General features: G+C 54.4%; 24 protein-coding genes and 1 pseudogene. 16 read left to right on the forward strand and 9 right to left on the reverse strand.

Annotated features, from left to right (window positions below; all coding sequences use genetic code 11):
* Nucleotides 1-5 precede the first annotated feature (5 nt).
* Genes N018_RS12325 through N018_RS12345 form a run of 5 tightly spaced genes read left to right on the forward strand, consistent with a single transcriptional unit; the run spans nucleotide 6 to nucleotide 5472 of the window.
* Entirely contained in the window at nucleotides 6-848 is an 843-nt protein-coding gene (locus N018_RS12325) for an MBL fold metallo-hydrolase (protein WP_229631374.1), read from the forward strand.
* Nucleotides 838-2196, forward strand: coding sequence for a F390 synthetase-related protein (locus N018_RS12330; RefSeq protein ID WP_025389773.1), 1359 nt, complete (start codon nucleotides 838-840; stop codon nucleotides 2194-2196). Before N018_RS12325 ends, N018_RS12330 begins: the two co-directional genes overlap by 11 nt.
* The gene (locus N018_RS12335; RefSeq protein WP_025389774.1) at nucleotides 2184-3338 is read left to right on the forward strand and encodes a hypothetical protein; all 1155 of its coding nucleotides are present in this window, start codon (nucleotides 2184-2186) and stop codon (nucleotides 3336-3338) included. The genes N018_RS12330 and N018_RS12335 overlap by 13 nt, the downstream gene beginning before the upstream one ends.
* Entirely contained in the window at nucleotides 3335-4474 is a 1140-nt protein-coding gene (locus N018_RS12340; RefSeq protein ID WP_025389775.1) for a hypothetical protein, read from the forward strand. The genes N018_RS12335 and N018_RS12340 overlap by 4 nt, the downstream gene beginning before the upstream one ends.
* Nucleotides 4471-5472, forward strand: coding sequence for an aromatic ring-hydroxylating oxygenase subunit alpha (locus tag N018_RS12345; protein ID WP_025389776.1), 1002 nt, complete (start codon nucleotides 4471-4473; stop codon nucleotides 5470-5472). The genes N018_RS12340 and N018_RS12345 overlap by 4 nt, the downstream gene beginning before the upstream one ends.
* A gap of 175 nt (nucleotides 5473-5647) precedes the next feature.
* On the opposite strand, the gene N018_RS25735 is transcribed toward N018_RS12345, so the two are convergent.
* The 5 genes from N018_RS25735 to N018_RS12370 form a co-directional block, all read right to left on the reverse strand.
* Entirely contained in the window at nucleotides 5648-7360 is a 1713-nt protein-coding gene (locus N018_RS25735) for a DUF4344 domain-containing metallopeptidase (RefSeq protein ID WP_025389777.1), read from the reverse strand.
* Nucleotides 7361-7466: 106 nt separating this feature from the next.
* Nucleotides 7467-7877 (reverse strand): hypothetical protein, encoded by a 411-nt coding sequence (locus N018_RS12355; RefSeq protein ID WP_025389778.1) that lies wholly within the window; start codon nucleotides 7875-7877, stop codon nucleotides 7467-7469.
* Between the two features lie 274 nt (nucleotides 7878-8151).
* Nucleotides 8152-8883: a hypothetical protein gene (locus N018_RS12360; RefSeq protein WP_025389779.1), complete on the reverse strand. Its 732-nt coding sequence runs from the start codon at nucleotides 8881-8883 to the stop codon at nucleotides 8152-8154.
* A 38-nt stretch (nucleotides 8884-8921) separates the two neighbouring features.
* Complete coding sequence (locus tag N018_RS12365; protein ID WP_025389780.1) at nucleotides 8922-9638, reverse strand: DUF3142 domain-containing protein; 717 nt, start codon at nucleotides 9636-9638, stop codon at nucleotides 8922-8924.
* The gene (locus N018_RS12370; RefSeq protein ID WP_025389781.1) at nucleotides 9639-11816 is read right to left on the reverse strand and encodes a hypothetical protein; all 2178 of its coding nucleotides are present in this window, start codon (nucleotides 11814-11816) and stop codon (nucleotides 9639-9641) included. It lies immediately after the preceding gene.
* Between the two features lie 684 nt (nucleotides 11817-12500).
* On the opposite strand from N018_RS12370, the gene N018_RS12375 reads away from it, so the two are divergent.
* From N018_RS12375 to N018_RS12395, 5 genes are all read left to right on the forward strand, one after another.
* A complete protein-coding gene (locus N018_RS12375; protein ID WP_025389782.1) occupies nucleotides 12501-13658 on the forward strand; it encodes a lysozyme inhibitor LprI family protein in 1158 nt (385 codons plus the stop codon).
* A 119-nt stretch (nucleotides 13659-13777) separates the two neighbouring features.
* A complete protein-coding gene (locus N018_RS12380) occupies nucleotides 13778-14152 on the forward strand; it encodes a histone-like nucleoid-structuring protein, MvaT/MvaU family (protein WP_025389783.1) in 375 nt (124 codons plus the stop codon).
* A gap of 189 nt (nucleotides 14153-14341) precedes the next feature.
* On the forward strand, nucleotides 14342-14656 hold the full coding sequence (locus tag N018_RS12385) for a hypothetical protein (protein WP_025389784.1): 315 nt from the start codon (nucleotides 14342-14344) through the stop codon (nucleotides 14654-14656).
* A 1110-nt stretch (nucleotides 14657-15766) separates the two neighbouring features.
* A complete protein-coding gene (locus N018_RS12390) occupies nucleotides 15767-16528 on the forward strand; it encodes a hypothetical protein (RefSeq protein WP_025389785.1) in 762 nt (253 codons plus the stop codon).
* Nucleotides 16529-16664: 136 nt separating this feature from the next.
* A complete protein-coding gene (locus N018_RS12395; RefSeq protein ID WP_025389786.1) occupies nucleotides 16665-17933 on the forward strand; it encodes an OmpP1/FadL family transporter in 1269 nt (422 codons plus the stop codon).
* 68 nt (nucleotides 17934-18001) lie between these two features.
* Here N018_RS12395 and N018_RS12400 read toward each other — a convergent pair whose 3' ends face one another.
* Both N018_RS12400 and N018_RS27420 read right to left on the reverse strand, forming a co-directional pair.
* Complete coding sequence (locus N018_RS12400; RefSeq protein ID WP_025389787.1) at nucleotides 18002-18517, reverse strand: hypothetical protein; 516 nt, start codon at nucleotides 18515-18517, stop codon at nucleotides 18002-18004.
* 747 nt (nucleotides 18518-19264) lie between these two features.
* Nucleotides 19265-19519, reverse strand: coding sequence for a hypothetical protein (locus tag N018_RS27420; protein ID WP_154219952.1), 255 nt, complete (start codon nucleotides 19517-19519; stop codon nucleotides 19265-19267).
* Here N018_RS27420 and N018_RS12405 point away from each other — a divergent pair.
* The 3 genes from N018_RS12405 (at nucleotide 19518) to N018_RS12415 (ending at nucleotide 22830) form a co-directional block, all read left to right on the forward strand.
* Entirely contained in the window at nucleotides 19518-21131 is a 1614-nt protein-coding gene (locus N018_RS12405) for an ATP-binding response regulator (RefSeq protein ID WP_025389788.1), read from the forward strand. The genes N018_RS27420 and N018_RS12405 overlap by 2 nt on opposite strands.
* 73 nt (nucleotides 21132-21204) lie before the next feature.
* Nucleotides 21205-22332, forward strand: coding sequence for a saccharopine dehydrogenase family protein (locus tag N018_RS12410; protein ID WP_038401226.1), 1128 nt, complete (start codon nucleotides 21205-21207; stop codon nucleotides 22330-22332).
* 3 nt (nucleotides 22333-22335) lie between these two features.
* Nucleotides 22336-22830 carry a DUF2269 family protein gene (locus N018_RS12415; RefSeq protein ID WP_025389790.1) on the forward strand — a complete coding sequence of 165 codons (495 nt, stop codon included), beginning with the start codon at nucleotides 22336-22338 and terminating at the stop codon, nucleotides 22828-22830.
* Nucleotides 22831-22834: 4 nt separating this feature from the next.
* Here N018_RS12415 and N018_RS12420 read toward each other — a convergent pair whose 3' ends face one another.
* Complete coding sequence (locus tag N018_RS12420) at nucleotides 22835-24058, reverse strand: hypothetical protein (RefSeq protein WP_025389791.1); 1224 nt, start codon at nucleotides 24056-24058, stop codon at nucleotides 22835-22837.
* On the opposite strand from N018_RS12420, the gene N018_RS12425 reads away from it, so the two are divergent.
* The 3 genes and pseudogenes from N018_RS12425 to N018_RS26490 all read left to right on the forward strand — a co-directional run.
* Entirely contained in the window at nucleotides 24057-24749 is a 693-nt protein-coding gene (locus N018_RS12425) for a hypothetical protein (RefSeq protein ID WP_025389792.1), read from the forward strand. The two genes, N018_RS12420 and N018_RS12425, sit on opposite strands and share 2 nt — an antisense overlap.
* A 453-nt stretch (nucleotides 24750-25202) precedes the next feature.
* Nucleotides 25203-25934: a hypothetical protein gene (locus tag N018_RS12430; RefSeq protein WP_229631384.1), complete on the forward strand. Its 732-nt coding sequence runs from the start codon at nucleotides 25203-25205 to the stop codon at nucleotides 25932-25934.
* A gap of 171 nt (nucleotides 25935-26105) precedes the next feature.
* Nucleotides 26106-26346: pseudogene (locus N018_RS26490) on the forward strand (helix-turn-helix domain-containing protein); the annotation flags it as partial.
* 96 nt (nucleotides 26347-26442) lie between these two features.
* On the opposite strand, the gene N018_RS12435 reads toward N018_RS26490, so the two are convergent.
* Entirely contained in the window at nucleotides 26443-26802 is a 360-nt protein-coding gene (locus N018_RS12435) for a hypothetical protein (protein ID WP_025389793.1), read from the reverse strand.
* Between the last annotated feature and the right edge of the window lie 184 nt (nucleotides 26803-26986).

Raw genomic sequence — 26986 nt, forward strand, 5'->3', positions numbered from 1 at the left:
GGACGGTGAGCCTCAACGTTTTGCGTGCCGGTTGGTGCCGACACCTGGCATGCATGGCAGATCGCTGCGCTCGTTGGGCGCCCACGCGTTTCCCGTCATTGTGCGGGCTGATTCGCCATCCCGTTGCTGGCTGGATCCTGTACGACACGGGCTACGCTGAGCATTTTTTCAAGGCCACCCAGGCCCTGCCAGAGCGCTTGTATCGCACAGCGGTGCCGGTTCAATTACCCGTGCAGGAGCAACTGCTCGCTCAACTGAACGGCTTCGGCATCCAGCCGGACGATATCCGCACGGTGATCGTTTCGCATTTTCACGGCGACCATGTCGCCGGGTTGCGAGACTTCAATCAGGCGTCATTCATTGCCCTAGATGCTGACTGGCAGTACATCGAAAGCCTACGTGGCTCGTGTTGGCGGGCCACCCTTGGCGGTCATTTGCCTGTCTTGTTGCCGGACGATTTCGCCAGTCGGCTGACCCTTGCCGACCGTTGCAGGCAAGCAATCTTGCCGGAATGGATGGCCCCCTTCACTCATGGCCTCGACCTGCTGGGTGACGGCAGCCTGATCGGTGTGCCGCTACCGGGACACAGCCATGGCCAACTGGGTCTGTTTATCCCTGATGCCCAGGGGCGTCCGGTGTTTCTGGTGGCCGACGCCTGCTGGTCCGTGCCTGCTTGCCGCGCAGAGCGGCTGCCTGCGGCGCCTGCGCTGTGGTTTGCCGGTCACGACGCCGGACAATACCGACAGACCTACGCCAGCCTTGGCATGCTGATTCGGCGAGAACCCGCAGTGGCGGTGCTGCCTTCGCACTGCACCCACGCCTGGGAGGCGTTCAGCAATGAGCAGTGAACGCTTGATCGGCAAGCTGCGCAGCGCACTGAGTTTTCTCAACAGTCGCTATCGCTTGCGGTTCACCCGACGAGAGCAACTGGAGGCGTGGCAGGCACAACAGTTAAAGCGTTTTTTGCAAGACATGGTGCCGACAGCCGAGCGCTTCAAAGACCATCGATTCACCCGGCTGGCGGACTTTCCACTGATGGACAAAGCGACAATGATGAACGACTTTGCTGCGTTCAACACTCGCGGTCTTGGTCTGGATCAGGTCTTGCCGCTAGCGCGCCGGGCAGAGGAATCCCGCGACTTCAGCCACACGCTGGACGATATAACCGTGGGGCTTTCAAGTGGCACTTCCGGTAACCAGGGCGTGTTTCTGGTCAGCGCCCTTGAGCGTCAGTGTTGGGCAGGGATTCTCCTAGCGCGGACCTTGCCGGGCCGCTTCCTTCCCCGTCTGCTGTGCTTCTGGCAAGCGCCACTGCGGATCGCTTTTTTTTTGCGTGCCAACAGCCGCTTGTACACCACACTGAGCAGTCGCCGTATCGACTTCGTTTTTCACGACCTGACGCTTGGGCTCGATGCGTCACTTGAACGTCTGCAGACGCAGAATCCTGATGTGCTGGTGGCCCCAGCGACCTTGTTGCGGGGGCTCGCTGAAGCCTCATTGAACGGGCGTTTGTCGATACGCCCAACGCATATTCTTTCGGTGGCCGAGGTGCTTGAAAGCACGGATGCAGATGCCGTACTCAAAGCCTTTGGGGTAATGCCGCAGCAGATTTATCAAGCCAGCGAAGGCTTTCTCGGTTACACCTGCGAGCAGGGGACTTTGCACCTCAATGAAAGCCATCTGCACATTGAGCCTGAGTGGCTCGACGCCGAACACACCCGTTTCCAGCCCATCATTACCGACTTCTCCAGACGCACGCAGATGATCGTGCGGTATCGCCTCAATGATGTGCTGCGCGTTAGCGACGCCGATTGCGCTTGCGGGCGTGTTGAACGGGCGATTGCCGCTATTGAGGGACGTGCCGACGACATCCTCTGGCTTCCTGATTTGGCAGGGCGTCAGTTGTGCGCGCTGTATCCGGATGTCGTGCGCCGGACCTTGCTGATGCATGGCGCTAAGCTGCAGGAATATGAGATCCACCAGACTGGCCTGAACTGGCAGATCAACGTGCCGGCCAGCCGCGATCATGACGCGCTGTGCAAGGTAATCAGCGAAAATCTTCATCAGTTATGTGCCGGGCAGGGCGTGCGTTCACCGGAGTTCAGCTTCGGTCACTGGCGAGCGCCGCCCTCGCACGTCAAACGCCGACGTTTGAAACTCCTGCAATTGCCTGAGGGACTGCCATGCACGTACTGATTCTGGGGGCTCGTGCACCTGCATGTCTGGAGTGGGCGAGGGCCTTCAACGAGGCTGGCTGGTCTGTAAGCGTGGGTGATTCGCTGGGTCAGCCGCTGAGCCGTTTCAGTCGTTCAGTGCACGACTTCGTTCGTTTACCCGAGCCCAGACTCGACCCTGCAGGCTGGATCGAAGCGCTGGCCAGCGCGATCAAGGCACAACGTATCGACCTATTGCTGCCAACCTGCGAAGAAGTGTTCTATCTGGCCCATGGTCTGGAGAGCCTCAGGCCGTTGTGCCGAGTGCTGACCAGTGATTTTGCGCTGTTGCACCGACTGCATCACAAGGGGCATTTCGCGGCCATGATTCATGGCTGGCCGTTATCGACACCCGAAACCCGGCTGCTGACGGATCACCAGGCTGTCCTTGCGCTCAGCACGGAGATTGCGCAGTGGGTGTTCAAACCGGCTTACTCGCGTTTCGCTTCGCAAACCCTGATTCAGCCCGACGCGAGGCAGTTGAGCAAGGTTCAGCCCAGTATCGAGGCGCCGTGGGTTGCGCAGCGTTTCATTAAGGGCCTTGAGTTCTGTAGCTTCAGCGTGTTGATCGAGGGGCAGTTACGCGCTCATGGCGTCTACCAGCCGCGCTATCGGGTGGGCCGGGGTTCGGGGATCTATTTTGCGCCTGCGACGCCCGAACCTGTGCGTCGATTCCTGGAGCAGTTCGGCGGTGAAACCGGCTATACCGGGCAGATCGGTTTTGACTTTATCGAAGATCAAGCAGGCCGTTTCCATGTGCTGGAGTGCAACCCGCGGGCGACCAGTGGCGTACACTTGTTCGACAATCAGCGCCAGGCGTTGGTGAAAAGCCTTGGCGAAGCATCGAGCGGCGTAATTGAGCCTACCCAGGAACCGCGAATGATCGCACTGGCGATGCTTTTACTGGCTGCGCCTTCACGTGCGTTGCGTGCGGGGTTCTGGCGCGATTACCGGCTGGCCTGCGACGTGATCGTTCAGCAAGGAGACGTCCTGCCGCTGGCTGCCCAATGGCTGAGCCTTGGGGAAATCATCTATCGCGCTTCCTCCCGCCGCTGCGGATTGCTGGCCGCGTCCACCGCCGACATCGAATGGAACGGGCAGGCATTAGAGGAGCCACCACAGTGAAGCTATTGTTTCAGGAGCAACTCCTTCAGGAGCCGGTGACCCCCCACGACAGTCCAGCCCGACAATACGTCCGCGGCTGGAGCGAGGCAGGACTGATCGCCAATGTCAGCACGCGGATGGCGCTGCTGGACACCGGGACGCAGCAGCTTGCGGTGAGCATCAATGACGGACACGGCCCTGAAGACAACTGCTATGTGGTGTCGCCCCGTACCGCCTACAGCGGTTACGCCCGCGAAGAACTCAACCGCATTGGCCGCCCGTGGTTGACCCGACCACTGAGCGCCCTGACCCAAGGCGTCGATGCCTTGTTGAGCGCAGCCAAAGTCGACAAGCTGGTTCAGGTCAACAACTGGCTGCTGTCGACCAATCTGCATCCCGCTGACTGGGATCTGAACGAGCTGCCGCAGATCAGTGCTTTTTTGCAGCGAACATTTCCTGATCACGCGCTGTGTTTTCGCTCGATCAATGAGTTCAGTAACCGTGAACTGAAACAGCGTTTGCAAGGGCTCGGCTTCCTGAGTATCCCTAGCCGACAGGTGTATGTATTCGACGGCCGGAGCGGGGCAGATGCACCGTTCCTCCGGCATCACAACACCCGACTCGACCGCACACTGTTGCGCCGCAGCCCCTATGAGGTAGTGCCTGGCTCTGCCCTGAGCGACAGTGATTTTCTGCGGGTAGAACAGCTGTATAACCTGCTGTATCTGGAAAAATATTGCAGGCTCAACCCTCATTACAGCGCCCGCTGGATGCAGCGTGGTCAACGTGAAGACTGGCTGGAGCTGCGTGTTCTGCGCAACCCGGATGGTCGTATTGATGGCGCGTTGGGCTGGTTTGCCAATGCCGCTACCATCAGCACCCCGATTGTGGGATATGACACTGCATTGCCACAGAGAACCGGCTTGTACCGGCAATTGACCTGTCTGTGCCTGCTGGAAGCCGCCGAGCGCCGCACCGTGCTGAACTTCAGCTCTGGCGCTGCAGGTTTCAAACGCCTGCGTGGGGGCCAGCCGCAGATCGAGTACAGCCTGATCAAGGTCGCCCATTTGCCTTGGCAGCGTCGCTGGATATGGCGATTGCTCAGCGTTTTGCTGCATGGAATAGGTGTGCCCCTCATGAGAGCACTCAAACTGTGAATCACCTTACTCAATGGTGGCCGGTAGCGCTGAGCCACAAACTGAAAAAAGACCCGATGGCGTGTCAAGTTCTCGACATGCCACTGGTGCTGTTTCGCGTCGACGATGGACGCGCTGCCGCATTGCCGGACCGCTGTCCCCATCGCTTTGCGCCATTGAGTCAGGGCCGGGTTCGCGATGGACATATCGAATGCCCTTATCACGGTTGGCGGTTTTCCGCAGACGGCCGTTGCACCCGAGTACCCGGCACTGATCAGTGCCCCTCAAGCAAAGCATTGCTCAACAGCCTGGCCTGTTGCGAAGCCCACGGCCTGGTGTGGGTCTGCCTGAGTGATCAGCGTCCAACTGAGGTGCCGGTTGCCCCGGCCCAGCAGGGGCAAAAACTCGATACGTTCTGGATGACGGATCAAGTGCAGTGTTCATTGCAGGACGCCGCAGAAAACTTTCTGGACGGATTTCACACCCATTTTGTTCACGCCGCGTGGATTCGTCACGATAAGCAGCGCCAACGCATCTCGGTCCTGGTTCGTGCGCTCGATGACGGTATCGAAGCGATTTACAGCGATGAGGGCAAACAGTCAGGGCTTATCTCGCGATTGTTCGAAGGGCAGCGGGGCGAGAGCATGGGGCGTTTTCGTCTGCCAGGGCTTTCGGAAATCGAGTACCGCAATGGCAATGATTGCCTCAATCTGCTGGTCAGCGCCTGGATGACTCCTTGTGCTGACGGGCAGCTGCGGGTTTTCGCGCGAGTCGCGACGGCCCGGGGTAAAACTCCCGCCGTGCTGAAACGTGCCGTATTGCGGCAGGCGTTCAAGGTCATCTTGCGGCAGGACCGACAGATTCTGGAGCAGGTCAGTGCCAACAGACGACGCTTCCAGCAATACCCGGTCAAGCCGCTGGATGGCCCGCAAGACTTGCTGGGGCCTGGCATCCGGCATTTGCTTGAGCTGGGGCAGTCGCTGGTTTTTGACGAGCGCTCCGTTGATATATCGCTGTGAGGCAAACCCAATCCGGTAGGACCGAATTCATTCGGGTAGGCGGTATTTCAGTCTATAAAAAGGCTGCGAATGTACCGGCCCCTTCGCGAATAAATTCGCTCCCACGGATTTGTTTTTGCAGGCCAACATTGAATCTCCCACTGGTAAAAGTCTCAGGATCTGCGGTTGGAAAAACTCACTGTCGACTCTGCGCATCCTGGCGATCGACTGAATCGTTGGCGTCTTTCTGGTAGCGCGGCGCGAAGTGCGGCAACAGTAACCGCGCCCAGGCGGACACAATTTTACCGGCTTCTTGAGGACAGCGTGCAGCCCTGGATTGTGGAAGCAGCCCTCGATCAACAATTGAGGCGTACTCCTGTGGATTACGGCCATACACCATGCAGAGCAAGTTGTAATACCGCTGTTCGTTCAGGGAGTGCTCGTCCGAGAATGCATCGTGGAGTGCATCGCTATTTTGCAGTGACGCATTATTTTTGAACCAGGTGGCGGTCATCGACAATACCCGGGTGAGCTGCTCAGGGGTTTCATCACGGTTTACATGCATCAGGATCATGGTCGCCGCCATTTGATCAACTGCGTCTTCTTCGCGGCCGGTAGAGGGCAGGTTCAGCAAGTCGATAAATGCATGGCCGGTTTCATGCAGCAGAATAAAACGCAGGTTGGACTTCACGTAATCGGTCGGGAAATCCGGATCGTTGTTCGTATTCAGTTCATCGGCCTGACGCAGCAAGTAGTTAACCATCTCATAGCAGAGGAAGACCGCCGAGTCTTTCGGGCTGTAGAACGAATTCACCATCCCGCACTCCATGGCCACATAGTGCAGAGGGCGAGGCATCATGAACATGCCGTCCATGGCGTCAATTTCGACGTTACCAACCAACAGGTCGGCCTTGCGTGTGAAACGATAGGCTTCTTCCAGCCTGGCATCGCGAGGGGCTTGGTACGTATAGGAAAAGCGTGTGCCCTTGCCGTCCGAGACATCGATTTTTTGCGCATTCTTTGCTGCAGGTTGCGGCTGGGTGGGTTGCACAGGTTGCTGTGCGGGTGGTGGAGTATTTGCGTTGTTCTGAGGCGGGTTGCCGCCAGACTCGTTTTTCGCAGCCTGAGCCAGCCCGACAAGGTAGGAATAGTCAGGCTCTCTGTTTTGGCGAGGGGTATCAAAGGGCTCGAAGCTGTTTGAAATCAATACCGAGATCGCCTGCATTTCTGCATCCCTGCTGCCGCTCCAGACCAAGTCATAACCACGGACTTCGCCACCACGCTGTTCATAACGGCTGTAGTATTTACCGGTGCCGCGATCACCCGCGATGATGAACAAGCTCCCTTTTCTGAACGAGTAAGTCACGGTGGATTTACCGTTGCCGGTCAGGTCGTTGTACAGCGCGTCGATGGCGTCGGGTTTGACGTTATCAATACGTAATAGCTCGATCGAGACACTTTTGTCTTCGGCGTCGATATTGACGAAGTTGGGTTCCGGGTTAGTGGTTCTGGTGAGCAACTTTGAAGGGTAGGCCAGCGTCACGCCGGATTTGGGTTCGGTGATGGTCGTCCAGCCATACTTCGTCCGGTTATTCAGCGCCATACCACCCAGATGCACGGCGAGGTCGGCATTGAGCATTCCGGTGCCAGGTTGCTTGTATTGCTGCTGAACAGTAGCAATGGCATCCCGTGTGCCTTTGCCGAACTGGCCATCGATCCAGCCGTTGTAAAACCCGCCCCAGATCAAGCCTTCCTGGATCAGCTTTCGCTCATCGAAATTGAGCGAGCCTTCGGTGTCGTCGGCATTCTGGGTGGCGTAGGGGTTCGCGGGTGCCGTGACACCCGCGAACACGCCTGCAGGCTGCCAGGCAAAGGTTGCAACAGTCGTGATCAACGCCACGTGCAGCATTCGATTTTTCCAGCTCGTCGAGGAGCGGGTAGCTACGGTCCCTATCGTCAATGGAATAGCCCCTGAAGTGCGCTCGCCGGATAAAGTAGGTTCGTCATCGTTCAGTTCAGTTGTCAGGTAGTGCTTCATAGCCTTCCAGTGCATAGCCACCGATACTCGTGCCCGTCAGGTGAGCGTCATCGCACCTGTAACTTCGCCGTTCGTAACTGTAAGAAGTCCGTGTCTGCTTTATGTCGCGAAGAAGCTGCCGGAATTGCCAGCCTTCCTCGACTTCGTAAGTCAGGTGTTTGTCATCAATGGCGACCACGCCATCGGAGTAGATCAACGTCTGCCTCGATCCGTTGTCACTGGGCAGAGTATGCGGATCGGCTTTTTGCTGATCGGTTCGCCAGGTCGCCTCAAGGAAAGCACGGCAGGCGGAAGCGCTGGGCAACGTCCGGTCTTCGATCGTGCTGGGTGGCAGTTGCCCGCTGGCATGCGCGCAAATGGGCAGGACCAGAAGTACAAGTGAAACCATGAAGCCTGCTGAGGCTTTACGAGGTGTTGTTCTCCAGACGGATGCAGTAGCCATACTCCGTAGTTATCCTTAAATGCTCCACAGTCGGCGGCTTTTAATGTCGGCTATGAAGTCACGCTATCGGCCGCAATTGCGAAGGTTGGTTATTAGCAATTTACGGGGAAACGATAAAATTCCAATAGACATCCGTACTATAGGTGCCACGATCGTGCGTGTGCTAATAACTAAATTTAACAAGCGTTTTTTTAACGGCTCCGTGAAGATACCGAGATGCTCAAGGTAAGCGCGCTGTTTGTTTTCCTGGCATTGACGGTTGATATAAGTCGCCGCCAGGCGTGCATGGATTAAAGCTTCGGCTGATATTAAAGTCAGCCGCTTCTTGCATGACAATGGTGAAGGTTGCTTCATCCTCGCTTTGCCAGTGCTCCAGTAGCGCCTGGTAACTCGGGACGAGCGTCTTTGGAGCCGTGAAATCCGTTTCGATGTTGAACGCCTGGGGAAACAAACCAATCAAGAAAGCGTCACTCGTGCCGCGCTTTATTCTGCGCATCTCACGCATCGTGTTAATGCGCTGGTCTTTCTCGGCTATTTCGATAAATAAACGGGCACAGATCTTGGCGCGGCCCCACCAGGAAAACATCGCCGCACCGGCAGCCCTCATGCCATATTTAAACTCTCTTGACCAGTTTCCCAGATCCTGACGCATATGGCTGTACATACCGTCCCAACTCAGCAAGAGCGTTCTTAAGGATGCGGCACGCTGGAGCGTGTGGCTGAGCATTGGCCTGTCGCCGCGAAGAAACGCGTTACAGCTGGCCAAATCGTAGTAATGAGCCAGGCTGTCCAAAGGCAGTCCTGTCTTGGCGTGCATTGGCCCTGGAGCATCTGTGTAGCCCTGAACAGCCGCTGTGAAGCGCTCGTATTTGCCACTAAGCCCGGCGTGTTCGTTCCACTCGCGACAATCCAGTGCGATGGGCTTTAGGGAAGGATGGATATTGCTTTGCATGCGAAGCGGCACTCCTGAGTCTGATGATGTGAATGCGATTATTGAGGGTTTTGCAGAAACACCACATACCCCGAAAATCCCTCACTGCGCTCCAGATAAGCCGGTGCGTTCCACTCACCGCCCTGAATCAGTCCCACTTTGAAAGGCAGCCCTAGGCGACTCAGTCGTGGCAGATAGGCTTTGTAATCCGGAATGCTGTGCCTGCCCTGATAGGTTTGAACCACTACCTCATCGATCACGCCTTTGAGCTCGCCGATGACTGAAGCGTCGGCGTTGCTGCTCCAGTCCATCAAGCCCGTGATGCTCAACTGATAGTTGTCGGGAAGGCGCTGGCGCAGATCGCGCAGGAAATCCACATATTCGTTGAGGTAACGCGTACGGGCGTCAAAGTCTATCTGAATGCCGACAACGTTATTACCGGCCTGCTGCCATCTATTGAGTTGCCCGAGCAACTGCGTGTAGACAGATTCCGGCCAGCGTAGGGTATGTGCACGATAAACAATCCAGAGCTCTTCCTGAGGCAGCCTGGAGACTGGCATGCCCTGAGCGAAAAAATTCACGCGCCGATACCGCTCATTGCGTGAACTGCTGATTTGTCCTTGCAGCACATACAGCGTTTTGGCCTTGGCGAGCACGTCTTGCGATGACACTCCTCCCCATAGCCAGAACGCATCATATCCGTCGGCCTTAACTGCGGCAGATGCCGTAGCAACATGCAGCAGGCTGACCAAGGTCAGCCATAACAGCGCCCGCATTTACCAGTAATACTGTTGGGATTTCGCCCAACGCGTATCAGCAAATTCCTTCTTGAGGTCCTGGAACCAGAATCTACGGACTTTGGGTTCTACATCCTCTCCGCCACAACTATTGATACCGGTTGGCCCATAGCAATTGATGCCGCGGTAAAGCGCATAAGCGACGTCTGTATGGGTGGCCTTTGGATCGTTGATGACCGTGACATAAGCGGTATGTCGCGAGAACGACTCGCCCGGGAAACCCGAGGGACCGTTGCCCAGCACGCCATCAGTCGGCCTTTCATTCAGTGGCGAGTCGTCCAGATGGTTACGCAACATGAACTCGCCCATACAAATCAAACCCTGGGAGTCGCCCGGGTTTTTGTCCAGTGCTGCCGCAGTTTCGGCAATGCCTGGGCAACGGTAACCGGACTCTGCCTTTTCACCGTTCCACTTGAACAATGCCAGTGAATGGCCCTGATCATATTGATAGCCCAAGCTGTAACTGAGCTTGGTGTCAGGCACTTGATCAGGCAGTTGTTTCAGGTCCTTGGCAAACGCTGCGAACTGACCGTGCACCAATTGTTTATAGAGCAGCAGGAAGAGGGCGGTGTCGCGTTCAGTTTTGCTGATCCCTTGACTAATTTGTTGACGAAGCAGGTCTGCATTGGCCGATTTGGCTAGCAGGATATACCGCACTTTCTCGTTCTTGATCGGTGAGTCTGCGCGGAATGCATCTGCTACCTGGCCGTTTCGCTCATAGTTCATTGCCAGCACGAGTTGCAGTTGCTCTTGCTGCAAAGGCAATTGGGCCTTGCTCAACAAGTGCAGCCAGAGTTGCTGTGCCTTCTTGTCGTCCTTGATAGCTTCAAGGGCTAGGCCCCGCAACATTTGCTGGCTGAACGCGACATAGCTCAGCGTGTCGGGCACCTCGGACGGCAACAATTGCAGCGCGCGATTCGGATTTTTTTCGGTATAGAAGGCGACCGCTGCTTGCAGATAGCTGAAGAGTGCTGGCTGTTGAGCAAAAATATCCTTCTGCTGAAGCAGCGCCGGTTCAGTCAACGTGTTCGAGATCCCCACCCGCATCCACATCAGGTCATTGACAGCCGTAATCAGTGGCGAACTGACAGGCGCTTTGTTGGGGGTGATCAGCTTCAGATCCAGTTCGCGAATCAGCGCATTGTAGGCGGTGCTGTCGGCTTGAGTGACTTTGTCGATGTCGGCAAACATTGCTTCGTACTCGGCAGCAAGCTTGTTGGTGTCCTGTAACAGCCAGTAGACACGGCGCAGCAGCCCTTTGGCGGTGGCGGAATACGTGCCCGACGGGAACGTTTCAAGGTACTTGTCGAAGGCATTCTCGGCGCGTTGGGCAGCCGCTTTATCGACCCGGTCAGGCTTCAACTCGCCGTAATCAAAGGCCTTCTCCTGAGCCAGGTTCAACTCGCTGCGGCCGATCATGTACAGCGATGTGTCTTTCAACCAGGGGTTGGGATTATCCGCGAGCGACGTGAAGCCATAGGTGGATTCAAGGAACCGACCGCTGTAAAAATCTCCCGCAGCCTCCAGATAGGTAGCAAAAGACTTGCCTGCAGTGGACTTCACATCCACGGGCAGCATGCTTTTAACTTGCTCTCGCTCCCAACTGCACGACGAGAGCATGCGCAACCGACTCGCGCCTAGTGCAGAGCGTTCAGCAGGAGATAAGTCCGCAGTCTTAACCAGCGCCTGAATAAAATTTGCAGCTGTCTGTTCATTGTTGCTTCGGCAACGACTGCCTTCACCGTTGACCAGTGTCGAGCTGGCGACCTCTGCCTGCTCGCGCTTGATTCCAAGGCTTGTCAGCAATGCATCAAGGCTCTGACCTTTTACGCTATCGGGAGACTTCTCGTCCGCATCGTCTGACCCAGGTTGAAGGCGGTAGTAGGCGAAAGGCACCTCACCATAACCTTCTGCGATGTCATCTTTGCTCAAGGGCGCGGGCGTTAGCGGCAGTTTGCCGGAGTCTGCCAGTAACAGGCGCAAGTTGACGGTGCTGTCATTACTGGGGCTGAGAAAAGGGAGATTGCTGCAAACGCTGAATTGATTCTTATTGACTGACCAGGTCGGCGCGCACGAGTCATCATCACTTGCCTGAGCCTGGAAAGCAGTGATCGCACTTACAGCAAGAGCCAGAGTAGTCAGCAACCGATGGTGCATAGAACATCCTTCATAGATAACTAACAGATCAGCGATGCGCATGAGTGGCATTGAGAAAGGCTATACCGAGGGGCCACACGAACAAATAGCACACATGTGCTATTGAAAACGGCCTGGCATGAATGAATTAATTGCTGTCATTGGGTACATCTTTTCGAAGACGATCACCAAACGCGAGTCATAACAGGCGAGCACGATCAGAATCCATCAAGGGGTTGTCCATGGAACTAGCTCCTGGACTGAACGTTAGAAGATTTTTTCGACATGCCGCGCTATACAGTTCAGGGGTCGTCATCGGAGTTTTCATCTTTCTGATGTGGGACTCGGTGCGTTCGCCATCTTTTCTAACTGATGGATTACCCACTTCATGGAACGCCGCGTCTGCGGAATTTGACAGCCGACTGCGCACCCGTTTTCCATTGGGTATGCCCGCAGGTGATTTCATTCGCGAACTCAACAAGGAAGGTTTCAAGCCCACGTGGTTTGAGAGGGCAGGTTATTACGGTGCTGTACGACGCGAGGGATGGATACCGTGCAGAGTGACTGCCCGGGTCCGCTGGCAGCCTGGGCCGGGTGATACGCTGGCTTACGTTGACGGCAACTACCGGGAGGAGGGCTGTCTGTAAAACCCCATCAACAGTTTCCCGGGAAACATCAGATCAAGAATTACCAAGGATTCCCGTAATGAAGTACCCCGCGGTTGCAGTTCTTTTGCTGGCTTTCTCCTCTCAGCATGCTCTGGCGCGATTCATGGATTGTGGTAAGGCATCAGCCGAAATAGAGCATTTGATATGCGCCGACCCCCGCTTGGTGGCTGCTGACGCGGCAATGGGTAAAGCCTATGCGGAGATCCTGAAGAGCACCGATGATGCCGGAATTCGCAGCATGCTGATTTCGAGCCAGCGTCGCTGGATTGCGGCAAGAGATCAGGGGCTCGGGGAACTGCGTAACAGTGTTAATGAGCGGACAGGTGTGCCATACACCCGGCAGGCACGTAGCAATATCGTGCTGAAAGCGATGCAGGAGCGTACTCGGCAACCGGGCCGGACTTCAGATCAGGCATCGGCGAAACCTGGCCTGGTTCAGCGAGCGATTGACCAGCGTACGTTTGATGCAGGATTTACAGGTGGCCAGTTTGACGGAAGTATCGTTGAATGTGAATTTGTGCCACAAGCGGATGCGTATGCTTACGGTTGTTTCGGGACTCGTTTTTTTCAGAATAACAACCGGGTCTGCAGTGTTTCTCAGGACTGGGCCAGCGGGGAGCTGTATCAGACCCGCTCTGTTGCGGACGTCATTGGAGGTAAGCCGAAGATGATTGCCACATGCAAGTCGGGTATCAAGGATTGCGCTGAAGGCAGTCATGGCTGGAGTGCAAGGTCCGGGCAGCCGGATGCAGATACGCAACGTATCTATGACCAGATTGGTAAACAAACGCTGACCAGTCTGGACGTCGAACTCTGGGCCGAAGAGGGCAATGAGCAGTGGTTGAAACAATGCCTGACAGATCCCGGTTTTCCATGGGGCGCGTCTGCAGACCTGAACGCCATGTTTGACGAGATTTACGCGTCGAGAAAGCCAGTCGGGTTTGAGCAAATCGATGTCAGCGATGTGGTCACCCGATATTTTCCGCTGAATACCCGCCATGCTGCGCTCATCCAGTCATTCACGCCACCCGGGACATGGACGATTGTTGAGGATCTGCCAGACAGACTTGTCGTTCGGGATAACCGGGGGCGAGCTATGATTGAACCTGATGCCAGTTCCGTTGTGATGACCTTCGCGTTCAGTAGAGACAGTACGCTTAGTCAGGTAACTGCCGTTCTCATAAAAAGCCAGTAGAGAGAAGCTGGTCTGGATCACATCGCAACTTGGCGCAACATTGAACGCTTTCCCGTGAGCGAGCAGGACACTTCAGTTTGCCCGCCCATACCAACCTTCAATACGTGATGGAGTTATAAATGTCTAAGCTTGCAGAGTTTCGTTTGCTGGAAAGAAAATTGGCCGAACAGCTCAAAGAGCTGGATGCGCTGAAAGGCGATGAAGAGCTAAAGAAAGAGATCGAATTCGAAACCAGATTACGCAACCTGTTGGCTGATTACAGTTTCAGCCTAAAAAATGTGGTGGCGGTGCTTGATCCCCAGGCCTTTGCTCTCCGACTCGAGACTGAAAAGCCCGTCAGCGCGCGTAAAACCCGTAGAGCGCGAGTAATCAAAGTGTTCAAGAACCCTGAAACCGGGGAGGTTGTTGAAACGAAAGGAGGCAATCATCGCACCCTTAAAGAGTGGAAGGCCAAGTACGGTGCAGATGTCGTGGACTCGTGGCTCGCCAACTGATTTGAATAAGCAGACACCCAATAGTGCGCCGGGGTGCGGCCGTATGATTTTTCATACATGACCCCGGCTTTTTCTTCGATACACCTTAATTGCTTTATTCCCTTCCATAGCACATGTGTACTATTTTTTAACGGACTGGTAGCGGGTATAGTCTGTTTTATATCGCTATCGCTCTGGAGACGAAACTGCATGTTAAAAAAAATCGCGTTGACGCTTCTTATTGCTTCAAGTCTCGCAGGCTGCAATGTCATTGCCAGCAAAACCAATGTGCTGGATGACGAGAAGATCAAATCGATTGGCGCTGGAGCTTTGGGTTATGCGCCAGAAGATTTGACCCTCGTCAATCGTCGTACCGACGGCACTAACACCTACGCCAACTTCAAGACCAACGATAAAAAAGAGTTCGTTTGCATTATTAACGGTGGCAACCTGCTGACCATGGGCATGACCAATCCGCCTTCATGCTCGAAAAAGGGCGAACCCGTCAAGCAATCGCCTTACTAATATCGACAGTCACTCGTTCAATTTTAATGGGTTGATCTCGGTGTATGACACGGTGATCAACTCAGGTTTTTTTCAACGCTTAATAACCCTCGTTTTCATAAGTATTAACCATCATGAAATAGTTAATTCTTCCAGCATTGTTAATTATGAGGAAGTCGGGCTGCAGTACGATAAACCCGGAGAGAGGCATCGCCAGCGAGCTGGTAGGGCAGAATGTAAGTGAGGCTTTGAATCGTCTGGTACTCTCCATGGGTAGCCCAGATATATCACTCCCTCGATCAGCAATCCTGAATATACCTTTTATGAGTGGATGAGCAACGAAAGTTATTGCGACGTCCCACGACTCGCCGGCTCATACACTAACGCCTCTCGAGGCCAAGTGCAGGATGTAGCAAATTGGACCTCAGATCGCAAACACGGCCTGCAGGATAAATATGACCGGTAACTCCAAAGGCCTTATCGAGTACTACTAAACCATAGGCTGTGGCTTTATGGGGATGGGTAATGCTGGATCGCTGCACAAGTGGAGGGGGATTAACTAAGGTTACTCGCAATTCAGTTTTCGGGGCCTAATCGACATTGGTCGATCGGCTCTCTTCGGTTCTCATCAAACAGCATGCAGACTACTGGATTGAAAAGTATTTTCTGTAGGATCTGCCGAAGGCTGCGAAGCATTTCTCCTAATCCACCGCGATCGCAGTCTTCGGCAGCTCAGGCCCAATGTTTTCCGCGAGACAGTGCGGTGCCATCGATACCGGGGTAGCTCTCATCAACAAGCTACAACTATTGAGTTTGGAATGCTTTTCCGAGCTCACGAGCACCGCGGGGCGGCGGTGGCGATCTGTCTGATACACCGCTATCGCGGCCTTGTGGTGCTCGATGGAGCGCCAACCCGTTCGTTCCTACAGTCCAATATTTGCTCCGGATACAGGGGCGGCTCCTACGCAATAAAAGCCCACATCTGCAGCATGGTCATATAGCACATATGTGCTATTGAGCGCGTTTGTAGCGACTGATACCGTCCCAGGTTTGTCTTTGCGTCGACGCAGCCAATGATTCGTGCAGCGAGAGCCAGACGGAGGGCGTTTATTACGGGCGAAGAGGCGGTCCATGGGTGAAATCAGTTTCAGGCGTCGTCATTCAAAACAAGCGACGCGCTTGCTAGCTTTGCTGGTCGTGGCCTGGAGCGGGGCATTTGCAGGCTCTGCGGTGGCCAGCGACAAGTCATCAGGGATATGTATTGCCAAGGCCGATTTTCGCCAAGGTTCGCCAGTCGAGACTCAAACGCGGATCAGCAACGCGCGCGGCGTACCTGGTCACAACAAAACCGAAACCCTCGACCGTCAGTCATTTGCCGGCGCCAATTCGCTGGTACAGGTACATAACACGCTGATTAATAACGCCACTGAGTGCACCGGTTACGCCTTCGTCGACCTGGTGGATGGCAAGCTCGTCAAATCCGGCAACCAGCACGGCAGCGGTGCTTCGCTGGTCACTACTTATAACGAGTCCCCACTGGCTGTCCCGAGCGATCTGCAGCCGGGGCAAACCGTCACGGTCAGCTATCTCAGCAAAACTGTCACGACCGGGCCGGGTGTCGAGTACGAGATCACTGAAAAGCACACCTATATCGGGCGAGAGGCAGTAACGACCCCGCTGGCCACCTTCGATGCCTGCAAGTTCCCCAATGAGATTTCCTCAGGACTAACTAACAGCAAAGATGGGCAAAATCTGGCCGTCATCGAGAGTTGGTTTGCGTTTGACGGCAGTATCGCGGCGGCTTATAGAAACTTTTTTCCTGCCCATGGTGGATTGCAGGGCGCGACTAACGAAACGATAAAATCGTCACGACCTTGCAATAACTTGCTATGAAACTGCGCGCTTGATTTATCGGATTGTTGCGTGAACGGACTCGCCTCGGCCTCGCGCCGATTCATGTTGGAAGAAGGCATCGTTGATGATCTTCCCCGGCACTTTTCAATAACGGGTTCTGAAGAAAGAAATGATCATGCTCAAGACAACTCTTGGCCTTGCCGTTGCAATCGTATCGACTCAAGTTTTTGCTGGCGGCTTCGCCCGAACCGAACAAAGCATCAGTTCCATGGGCAGTGGACAGGCGGGGCGTGCATCTGCCGCCAATGACGCTGGTACCGTGTACGGGAATCCGGCAGGCATGGCGCGCCTGGAGGGCACACAGATTACCGCCGGCGCTACGTTTATCGACGCCTCTACGGATATCAGCAATGTCAGCGGTCGTTCCACTGGCAGCAATGACGGCGATATGGTGCCGTTCAGCACTGTGCCCTTTGGCTTCTATACACAAAAGCTCGATGATCATTGGTCCTTTGGCTTCGGAGTCTATGCTCCGTTCGGCCTGTCGACTGATTACGAAAAGGGATTTCAGGGGCGGATGTTTGCCAGCAAGAGCGACATCAAGGTCATCACGCTGCAGCCCACCGTCAGCTACGCCTTCAACGACAGATTGTCGATTGGCTTAGGCCCCACTTTCAACCGGATTGCGGGCACGCTCGAGTCAGATGTAACACTGAATCCGGCCATTCCTGACACCAACGTCAAGGTCAAAGGTGATGACACTGCAGTAGGTTTCAATCTGGGCGTCTTGTTCAATGCCACCGATACCACCCGGGTCGGGCTGACGTACCACTCCAAAGTGGATTACAAACTGGATTGCCACACTCAGGTCGCGACGGGCGCAGGAACCCCTTCGGTATTGCTCGCGAGCAACCGCTATGACTGCACGCTGAAAGTGACCACTCCTGAGTCCTACGATTTTTCGGTTACCCAGGAAGTAACCGATGCCTGGAAACTCTTCGCCAGCGCGACCTGGACCGGCTGGAGCAGCATGCAGGACCTGAGTTTGCGCAATCAGCCGATCTCGGCGGCACAGGGTGGTGTGTTGGCGTCGGCTTTGACTGGCTCCATTCAGGAAGGGCTGAACTGGCATGACACTTGGGCTTATGCCATAGGCACTGCTTACCAGCTGAATCCGCAATGGGTAGTGCGCGCCGGTTTGACATTCGATCAATCGCCGACTAGCAACACCAATCGTTCGCCACGAACGCCAACGGGTGATCGGCAGATATTCAGTGTCGGAGTCGGTTACAACGTGACGCCGCAACTAACGATTGATCTGGCTTATTCCTACCTCAAGGAAGAAAGTGTTGACGTCAGTCGCTCCAATGTCTTAGCGAGTTACAGCGCGACTTATGAGAGTCACGCTAACTTGTTTGGAGTAGGGGCTACCTATCGGTTCTGACCTAGCCCGATTCGCCCTGAGAGCGAGAACCGATGCCTTATCAATATTTAAAAGGCATCGGTCATTGATCAATAGGTTCTGAACGCTCGTACCACGTCACCTCTGAAATCAATATGTATCTCGGTAATTTTTACCTTTTTACCTGGGGTGTTGCTGCCTGAGAGTGTGCCAGCGTCATTCACTACTTCCTGCGCTTCACCCGCCTTGATTTGTCCACCAATGATGGCGCTGCTTGCAGAACTTCCGCCCGCGCCCGAGTACCGACTGGTATATTTATAAGCCATGTCCGCGAGCTTACCTAATTTTGAATCTTTGCTGTCATACACCCACTGAGCAGTGTTATCACCTAAATTATCACGCACAGAGGTAGGGTCACCGAACTTTTCACGAATCTGTTCCTTTGACGATTTTCCAACAATAATGTTCGCCTTGATGAACTCAGGAGCATACTTGGAATCGCCCGTCAAAGAATCCAGTCCCGGAATTGAATTCCCGACACCGCTTGAACAGGCCGTCAAGGCCATCGTGATCATCCCCGCACTTATTAGACCTTTAAATTTTGCCAGTTGGCAATAAGTACCCATGACTGTTACCTCTGATCTAAGAGTAGTGTGGTGTTAATATTTTTTGCGCCGGTGCGACTGCAAATGGCACATACTTGTAATGTGGAGTGACCAGTCAAAGCATACCTTTAACGGTGAGTCGGATTCCGTCTATTGCGCTAGCTTAAAGGTGCTGTTGCAGAATTGCCTATAGTACAGATGTGCTATTGCCTGAAAGAAATGGCAAGCAATAACCTTTGCGCATCTACCCTCAAGTTTTGATTTTTGCTGAAGTGATCAGTCGCCAAGTTGCTGCCACCTGTTGTGGTCACGGACCCCAACAGTGATCAATAGTAGATGCGCGCCAATTTCAACTTTCGCAAACCAGAATGCTACGAGCGGTTGCATCGGAAGGCTTTACTTGCTTAGAAAATTGCTGGCCGGTGCGATTGCGATTCTGTCAGTCGTAACCGGGATGATGGTGCTTTTCGTCGTGTTTCTGTTTAAACAGTTCACGACAGACCGCACGCCAACCTGTAGCGTTGGATATGCAGTACAACAAATCTTGAGGTCTGGGTGACGGAACCAGGTCGTTATGCCGTGACGCTGCGTTACCCCTACAGCGATGGCGTCGAGCGGGAGAAAGCCTGGGCTCTGGCGGGAGGTGATACCCTTGAGAACCACACATATTGTGAGTAGGAATCTCCGTTAGTGTTTCAAGGCCTCATTCAGGAGATACCCAGCGGCATAGAGACGCTGAACCAGCAGGTCATGCACCCTAAATTAAACTCATGGGAAAACACCTATCTGAATGCCGATCTGGTTAAGAGAAACTTGAGACGGGTCATTATCAGGTGAATGTGCAGCGGGGAGGAAGCCTGGCCGATACGCCCCCAGCCCCACTCGAGATCCAGTTTGGCAAGGCTCATCAGGGAAAATAAATCCGACTTTGCGACTTGCTTTATGAGTCTTCCATGCCTCATCTTTAAAATTATACGAAGCAAGATCGGGCATCACCGCCAGGCTAACGGCAGGGTTACTCATGAAAGACCGGAAAAACGCTGAGCTGGATCAGGCCACGCTGAGATTAACTGTGGCGACGGTGGCGATCACTTATGTATCGTTGATAGGTTTTTTGCCGGGATACTATGTCGCGCAATATGAACCGATCATTGCTTACTATGCTGGCTTTCTGGTGGTCTCGTTTATCTTGCGGCAATACATTATCAGTCACCCTGGCGTATTTCCGGCCCGACGGGTATTCGGGATGGTGCACGATTACACCGGAATTTCAGTCGGACTGGTGGTCGGCGGGGAGGCGACGCTGCCGATCTTCAGCGTCATGGTCTGGGTCACGCTAGGGAACGGTATGCGCTACGGCTCGCGCTACCTGGCCATTGCTTCGTCCCTGGCACTGTTGGCGATCCTGATTATTTATCAGTTGACTCCGTACTGGCAGGCTCAACCGTTCATGGTCCTGATGCTGGTCGCGGTCACCATTCTGGTGCCGGGCTACGCTCACATCTTGCTGGTCAGGACACGCCAGGCGTCTGAGCAGGCGACCGTTGCCAATCAGCAGAAAGAACGTTTTCTTGCGCAGGCCAGTCACGACCTGCGTCAGCCCATTCACTCCATAGGCATGTTCACCGCCTGCCTGCGTTCAAGCCCACTTGGGGATTACGAGCGCAAGCTGGTAGACAACATCGATCGGTCGCTGCACAACGTAGCACAACTATTCCGCTCGATCCTGGATATCTACACACTGGACAGCGGAAAGGTGTCGGCCAAATCAGACGTGGTCAATCTGGGCGAAATGCTCGCTGAAATCGCCCAGCAGAATATCGCCGCGGCGCGCTGGGCCGGTGTCGAACTCAGAATCCGGCCATGTAACAAGTGGGTGAGGGTAGACGTTACGCTGCTTGCCACCATGGTTCAGAACATACTGTCCAACTCGCTCAAATACGCACCAAACCATCCGGTACTGATCGGTGTACGCAGCCATAATGGAGGGCTGTCGATCAATGTCCATGATCAGGGGCCGGGCATCGCCGCCAAGCATCTCCCCAGCGTCTGGGATGAGTTCTATCGAATACGTCACGAGCGTGACAAGGATGTAGAAGGCGTGGGATTAGGCCTGTCCATTGTTAAACGACTCAGCCAGATCATCGGCGTGCAGATTCAGATTAAATCCAAGGTGAATCGCGGTACGAGCGTGACCATTCACGGCCTCGAAGAAGTCGCTGCGCCCGTGCAGCAGCCGCGGAAGAAAACACTTGGGCACAGCCTGCTCAAGGGTGTCAAAATTTGCCTGGTGGAGGACGACAACAACGTCCTCATGGCCACCGCAGCTCTGCTTGAACGTTGGGGCTGCGACGTACAGACCGCAAGTTCGGCAGAAGGGTTGAGCACCAACTGCGACATTATCGTGGCGGATTATGATCTGGGTACGAAGGCGAACGGCCTGGATTGCATTGATAGCATCCGGACCGCTCGTGGCTGGGACGTGCCGGCCTTGATTGTCACAGGCCGAGAAGTAGACATGGTCCAGGAGGTTTCGCAGGCGCGGGACATCTCTGTGCTGTCAAAACCGCTGAGACCTTCGGAACTGCGCCTGACGCTGCTGTCGATGTGTGAGAAGCCTGCGGAGCGTGCCTGATCAACATAGCGGCGAATGGTCGCCACTCCACATCTGGTTAACGTGAACAGTATTGAAGATAGGTAAGCATTGAATGTCGCTGAGAGTCATGGTGGTTGGCGGGTACGGAAATTTCGGCACGATTGTTTGCCGACACCTGATCAACATGCCCAACGTTGTGCTTGTGATTGCAGGGCGCAACCCTGAAAGGCTGGCTGATAGTGTCAGCACGCTGCAAGGCCAATCGGGCGCTGTGTGTGAGAGTTGGTGTGTTGATGCCATGGGAGTAGAGTTCGGTTCGGCATTGCGCGGGCGGGATATCCAATGGGTCATCCACACGGGTGGGCCATTTCAAGGGCAGTCCTACGCCGTAGCAAAAGCGTGTATCAAAGTCGGTGTCAACTACTGTGACCTGGCGGACTGCCGCGCTTTCGTCAACGGTATCGACATTTTAGACGCAGCAGCCAGGCAAGCAGGTGTAACCTTGCTCAGCGGCTGCAGCTCTGTACCTACGCTGTCATCAGCCATCATTGATCAGTACCGTCACCGCTTCAGCCGTATTGACGTCATTAAACACGGCATCTCCTCCTCGGCAAAAATGCCAGGATTGTCCACCGTTGAAGGTGTACTCGCTTACGCTGGCAAGCCGATCAAACAGCTACGAGGCGGGCAGGTCCACGAGGTTTCGGGCTGGCAGGATCTGACCTTACGCAAAATGCAGCATCTGGGGACGCGCTTGCTGGCTAACGTCGACGTGCCAGATATCGACATTTTTGGTGACCGTTACGGCGCACACACCCTGAGTTTCAAGGCAGGCTCTGGGCTCAAGCTTGGCGGCATAGCCAATTACTTGTTGGCGGCCGGCTTACGTGCAGGGCTTCTGAAGGACCGGATGGGATGGGCCGCACGACTGCATCGCTGGGGGACGCTATTCGAGCGCTTCGGTGACGGTCTCAGTGCCATGTACATCGATGTCGAGGGTGTCGGATTGGACGGTGAATTCCTGACCATGAATGCCCAGCTAACGGCGCACAACGACAAAGGTCCGGAGATTCCCAGTTGTGCAGCGGTAGCGTTAATGGCTAAAGTCGCTCAGCAGTATCGTCCACAGCCAGGTGCCCGACCCTGTGTGGGGGAGATTAATGTTGACGAGTATCTGGCGGCTATGAACGATCCGCAGAATATACAGCTGGCTGTACGCTTTTCAGATGAGCAGGGTTGATCAATGCTTTATCTGGCGATGAAGTATTTACATGTGATCGCGGCGATCTTCCTGTTCGGATTCGGCATGGGCTCGTTTCTCTATCTGATCGCTGCCAATCGCACTCGCAACCCACAAGTCATCGCTCATGTCTGTGCGATGGTGGTGCGTTTCGATACCTGGATTACCACGCCCGCCGGCTTTCTTCAGCTCGGTACGGGCTACCTGCTGGTGACATTTGCGGGGCTGTCGATGACTTCGCCTTGGTTGATGACTTCGGTGGCGATCTTCATTGGCGTCGGTGCCCTCTGGCTGCCGGTCCTCGTCCTGCAAAAGCGGATGCAAGGGCTGGCATTGAGCGCGGTTGAGCAGGGCCTGTCGCTGGATTATCGATACCACACTCTCTATCAGAAATGGTTCTGGATGGGCATTTTCGGATTTCTGGGCATGTTCGTCGTGGTGCTAATGATGGTGACTAAGCTGACCCCGTGGCAGTGGCTTGAGATATTGGTGGCCTGATTATTTACGGCAGTTGGCTGAGCTGCTCGGCCGTCGGGAACCCGTCGACCCTGAACCTGATCGGGTAGAGCGTCGCGGGCTTCATCAACTCGCCGAACCTTCGTTCAAGTTCTTCCCATTCCACAATGCGAGGATGGGTAGATCCATCCTGTAGAGGTTGCACAAGCGAAACCCAGTCTGTTTTGGGTAGTAGCGTGATTACGTTTTCTGTCCAGCTACAGATAGAAAAAGTGCTTTCGCTGGACTCATCCGATTTGTAGAGCGAGTAAGACGCAACGAACACATCCTCCTGGTGTTCGTCGTGGATCGCATCAAGAAGCGTCTTTTGTGAAGCGTACTCATCCTGAAGGAGAACGCGTTCCAGTGTGGCGAGAAGGACCCGGTTGTCCTTGTCCTGAGGCAAGAACGTGACGACCTTCTCGTCCTGATACGTATATAACTGGCTTGAAACAACGCATTCGCTTTCCGTCACCTGGAAACAGACCTGAATCATGTGGCGAATCGCTTGCTCATCCTCGTCGCCGGCCACCATCAAAACATCGCGGGTCGGAATCATGAAAACGGGTTGTCCCTGCAAGGGGATTCGCTGCAAAACGTCAGGCAGTAGTACCCGACTGATGTCATAGCCGTCGCTCCAACGACCGGCATGAAGTCCCGGCGAGATTTCTTCGAAGCGGTACTCGGTGTCCTCACGCAAGTTTTGAATTGCAATCGATAATCCTTCGTCCAGCGTGATGTCCCAGTCATCGGGTATACCGTTAAACAAGATTGATCGCGAGTCGGGGTAGTCGACGGCGAGCAGTACAGCGCAATCCTTGCCAAAGGCTCGTTGGGCTATTTCGAACGGAGCATCCCAGCCTTTAGTGCGGACCTGGTTCAAGCGAATTTCCTCATACGTCGTCAGGTTACGAATAACCGGTCGCAGCAGGGATCTGGCGTCCTCGAAAGTCCGGCGTGATGCCGAGGGGGCGGAGTTGGCGTGGATAAAGGCCGACACATACTTGACCACTATTTGAGTCTTTTCGGATTTATCAGCGTTCTGATATTCCTCAAAAGCATTATGAAGGTTCAGGTAGCTGTTATCGCCATGCTGGATCCTGAACTCTTCCGGACGGTAGTCAAGGGGGCCAGTGAAGCCTTTTTCTCGCGTAGCAGCGATGAGGTATTCGGCGAACTGCTGTTTCGTCAGCGGACGATTGAGAAGGCGGTTGAGCAGTTTTTTGAGCATGCTTTTCAATCCCTGCAATTATATTTTCGAGACCTGCACTCTAGCTGCCAGACTTGTCGTGTTGAATAGTACAGGTGTGCTATTGAATGCTAAAGAAGGTATGAGATTATCAGGGGCGATTCAAAGTTTGTTCGGTTCTTATTGTCAGCAACTATGGGAGAAACCTTTGGTGCTTAACTACGCTTTGGTTGTGGCGGTCCTATCCCCACTCGTAATCACCCCTGGCATGGCTGTTGCCGCAGAGCCTGACTGGTGGCTAATTTTCGGAAGTGGTGATCAGCCAAAAAGGCAAGTCATATATGCCGATGCTCTTTCCGTCGCGGACACTCCTTCGAAATCAGCATCTGAGCCCTCTCGCTCAGTGGATGTTGTTTATGTATTCGAAGAGAAAGACAAACCTCTCTTCACCCTGTACAACATTTCCTTTCAGTGTAAAGCTGGCCGGTACAGCGTAGAGGCGGCGAATTCCAAAATGCGTTCGGGCGAAATCACCCAGGGACCTACAAGCACTCAGTGGGAACCGGTTGCCCGCACTGTGCTGGAGCGGCCCTATGATTTCGTCTGTAACGCAAGCTCTCGGCGAACTAACGGCATGATCAAAATCGGTGGTGGGCCGGTGACGGCGAGTATGTTGCAGGAGTTCACGTATGAGGCGTTCTGGGATCCTGCGAATAACGTCCCACGTCAATGAACAGGTAACGTCAGGTCAGCGCTGCCATTCCGGTACGCTGAGCGGAAGTCTAGTTCGTTAGCTCATAGTCGACAGAAAAACTTAATATTTGCTAAAAATCGGATCAGAGCAAGCGGTGTATAGGACCTTACACTCACGGCCACCGCTATCTTCTTTGCAACTGTCCATCGCCAAATCATTCGCCCGCTGTTCCGAAGCGGAGCATTGAACGACGCTGTTGATTTCACTTTAGATCAGTGCGACACACTGACTTTTAATTGATTTATCGACTGCAGTCCGTCAGTTGGTTACCAGAAAAAATGCCAACAGCCAGGAAGTGTCGTGCGCACCTGTCGAACGTTTAGGCGCGCGAAGCTCGATGGTGTTTGTTTACGCGGTGGCGCAGTTTCAGGTGCCCATGCATCTGATACGCGGCGTCATTAAATAGGCACAATCCTCCATGAGAACGTAGTGATGAAGCGAACTATTAATATTTGCTATGCTGCTTTTTGCGTTACCGCGTTGATGGTGCCCGTCTCAGTCAGGGCGCAACAGTCACCGCCACATGCAGGCACTTACGCCACCGAAGGTGGTTGGGGCCAACTGGTCATCGGATCTGTCGATGCGAAGGGTATTCAGACGTTTTCGCTGGACACCGAAAACGCCGGTAGTGGCTGTACGTTTTCCGGCCGGCTGAACCCCGGAGGAGGAGCGGTTGTTTACGAAGGCGATGCCCCAGGCCAATGTTCACTGGATCTGACTATCGCGCCCAAAGTGTTGATGGTGAGTTCATCTACAAAAGAACAGTGTCGAGAGTATTGCGGCAGCAATGGAAGTTTCGAAGGTGATTACCACTATGTGCCTGCCTTCTGCGCTCACCCCGCGTTGGACAAGACGCGTCGAGCGTTTAAAAAGCTCTATGACGAGAAAGAGTACGCCCAGGCCGAGACGGCCTTAGCGCCTGTTTATCGTGAGTGCCTCGGCACAGTGGGGATGATTGATGAGGGCGGTCTGCGCAATGACTATGCACTGACGCAGTATAAATTAAATGACAAGGCCGGATGCTTGGCGACGCTGTCGAAATATCGTTATGACGCAGCGAGGGCAGATGACGCAATTACCCAAGACATGGCAGCTGCCGTCGCCGACGATTACTTGAGCATGATCCATGCTGCGCGCACGAACCTTACGCTCTGCGCTCAATAAAGGGGTGTTCAAGGGATAGGCAACTCAGGACGGAAAGTGAGTTGCCAGAGTAAAATGTGAGTTGGCCCGCTTCTTATTGCATCAGTCAATATATGCCCCCAGTCAGGCCCGCACTGAGGGCCTCCGGGGGGAGCGACGCTGCCCGGTCAAGCCGTCTTTGCAAATGCCGTCATGATGGGCCTCAGCCACCTCCGATATCAGAAACAACTCAGGTTGCAGGAATCTAGGCGGCTTCTGCTAGCCGGTGAGCATCGTGCGTCCGGCGTAGCATTCGCTCTTAGTTATGAAAGCGCATCGCAGTTTAGTCGCGTATTCATGGCAGTTCGGTGCGTCGCCTGCCCGTGATGTGCGGGAGATACGGCAGGCGATTGGAATTCAACAAGGTCCTGACGCGAAGCACTGCCCGCGTTGAGAACAGGCAGACCATTCACTCAGGCTCGGTGGCGAGATTAGCGATGGTGACCTATCTTTTCTCAGCGGGGCATTGGGTAAGCGCAGGCGAACACGATTACAGTGTAGGCTTGGGAACGGGAGTGTTAGGAATAAACTTGGCATTTTCAGGTCTTACCGGACAGCCGTCGGACAAGCCCCACCGCGTGATGACGCCACCCTCGACAAGGAACTTTTGAACGCACCAGACATACCTTGGGTTATATCCACCGGCGCCTGCAAGCCTCAGGTACTCATAAGAAAGCATCGTGGAACCGTTCTCCATTTTATAGCTGTTGTTTGGCGTTCCCCATGACATGACCAAATCATCTGCCGAGGATCCTATCCATGAGGCCTGCACATCCTCAACTGTCTGATAACGCTGGTTAGAGCACCCGGAGAGCACGACCCCCAACAACACGACACCCAATAACTTCATACCCTGACTCCGTTAATCAATCGCGCGATAGGCTTGTCGTAGCGCTGAGTTATTCTTGGTTTTCAAGTTTTAACCTGAATGAAAAATTCCACTTTCATCTTGCGGTGTTAAAACTCGCCAGTAGGTTCAGGCTGTTAGATCAGTCATTTGATGAACCGTTATACGCCCCGTCGTCAGCCTGAAA

It is taken from the genome of Pseudomonas syringae CC1557 (assembly GCF_000452705.1).
GTDB lineage: Bacteria > Pseudomonadota > Gammaproteobacteria > Pseudomonadales > Pseudomonadaceae > Aquipseudomonas > Aquipseudomonas syringae_F.

What these genes read in the sequence shown, in the direction of transcription:
- N018_RS12330 (WP_025389773.1), top strand. Translation starts at nt 838, where the DNA reads ATGAGCAGTGAACGCTTGATCGGCAAGCTGCGCAGCGCACTGAGTTTT.
- N018_RS12335 (WP_025389774.1), top strand. Translation starts at nt 2,184, where the DNA reads ATGCACGTACTGATTCTGGGGGCTCGTGCACCTGCATGTCTGGAGTGG.
- N018_RS25735 (WP_025389777.1), bottom strand. Translation starts at nt 7,360, where the DNA reads ATGCTGCACGTGGCGTTGATCACGACTGTTGCAACCTTTGCCTGGCAG.
- N018_RS12355 (WP_025389778.1), bottom strand. Translation starts at nt 7,877, where the DNA reads ATGGTTTCACTTGTACTTCTGGTCCTGCCCATTTGCGCGCATGCCAGC.
- N018_RS12360 (WP_025389779.1), bottom strand. Translation starts at nt 8,883, where the DNA reads ATGCAAAGCAATATCCATCCTTCCCTAAAGCCCATCGCACTGGATTGT.
- N018_RS12365 (WP_025389780.1), bottom strand. Translation starts at nt 9,638, where the DNA reads ATGCGGGCGCTGTTATGGCTGACCTTGGTCAGCCTGCTGCATGTTGCT.
- N018_RS12370 (WP_025389781.1), bottom strand. Translation starts at nt 11,816, where the DNA reads ATGCACCATCGGTTGCTGACTACTCTGGCTCTTGCTGTAAGTGCGATC.
- N018_RS12375 (WP_025389782.1), top strand. Translation starts at nt 12,501, where the DNA reads ATGAAGTACCCCGCGGTTGCAGTTCTTTTGCTGGCTTTCTCCTCTCAG.
- N018_RS12380 (WP_025389783.1), top strand. Translation starts at nt 13,778, where the DNA reads ATGTCTAAGCTTGCAGAGTTTCGTTTGCTGGAAAGAAAATTGGCCGAA.
- N018_RS12385 (WP_025389784.1), top strand. Translation starts at nt 14,342, where the DNA reads ATGTTAAAAAAAATCGCGTTGACGCTTCTTATTGCTTCAAGTCTCGCA.
- N018_RS12390 (WP_025389785.1), top strand. Translation starts at nt 15,767, where the DNA reads ATGGGTGAAATCAGTTTCAGGCGTCGTCATTCAAAACAAGCGACGCGC.
- N018_RS12395 (WP_025389786.1), top strand. Translation starts at nt 16,665, where the DNA reads ATGCTCAAGACAACTCTTGGCCTTGCCGTTGCAATCGTATCGACTCAA.
- N018_RS12400 (WP_025389787.1), bottom strand. Translation starts at nt 18,517, where the DNA reads ATGGGTACTTATTGCCAACTGGCAAAATTTAAAGGTCTAATAAGTGCG.
- N018_RS12405 (WP_025389788.1), top strand. Translation starts at nt 19,518, where the DNA reads ATGAAAGACCGGAAAAACGCTGAGCTGGATCAGGCCACGCTGAGATTA.
- N018_RS27420 (WP_154219952.1), bottom strand. Translation starts at nt 19,519, where the DNA reads ATGAGTAACCCTGCCGTTAGCCTGGCGGTGATGCCCGATCTTGCTTCG.
- N018_RS12410 (WP_038401226.1), top strand. Translation starts at nt 21,205, where the DNA reads ATGTCGCTGAGAGTCATGGTGGTTGGCGGGTACGGAAATTTCGGCACG.
- N018_RS12415 (WP_025389790.1), top strand. Translation starts at nt 22,336, where the DNA reads ATGCTTTATCTGGCGATGAAGTATTTACATGTGATCGCGGCGATCTTC.
- N018_RS12425 (WP_025389792.1), top strand. Translation starts at nt 24,057, where the DNA reads ATGCTTTTCAATCCCTGCAATTATATTTTCGAGACCTGCACTCTAGCT.
- N018_RS12420 (WP_025389791.1), bottom strand. Translation starts at nt 24,058, where the DNA reads ATGCTCAAAAAACTGCTCAACCGCCTTCTCAATCGTCCGCTGACGAAA.
- N018_RS12430 (WP_229631384.1), top strand. Translation starts at nt 25,203, where the DNA reads ATGAAGCGAACTATTAATATTTGCTATGCTGCTTTTTGCGTTACCGCG.
- N018_RS12435 (WP_025389793.1), bottom strand. Translation starts at nt 26,802, where the DNA reads ATGAAGTTATTGGGTGTCGTGTTGTTGGGGGTCGTGCTCTCCGGGTGC.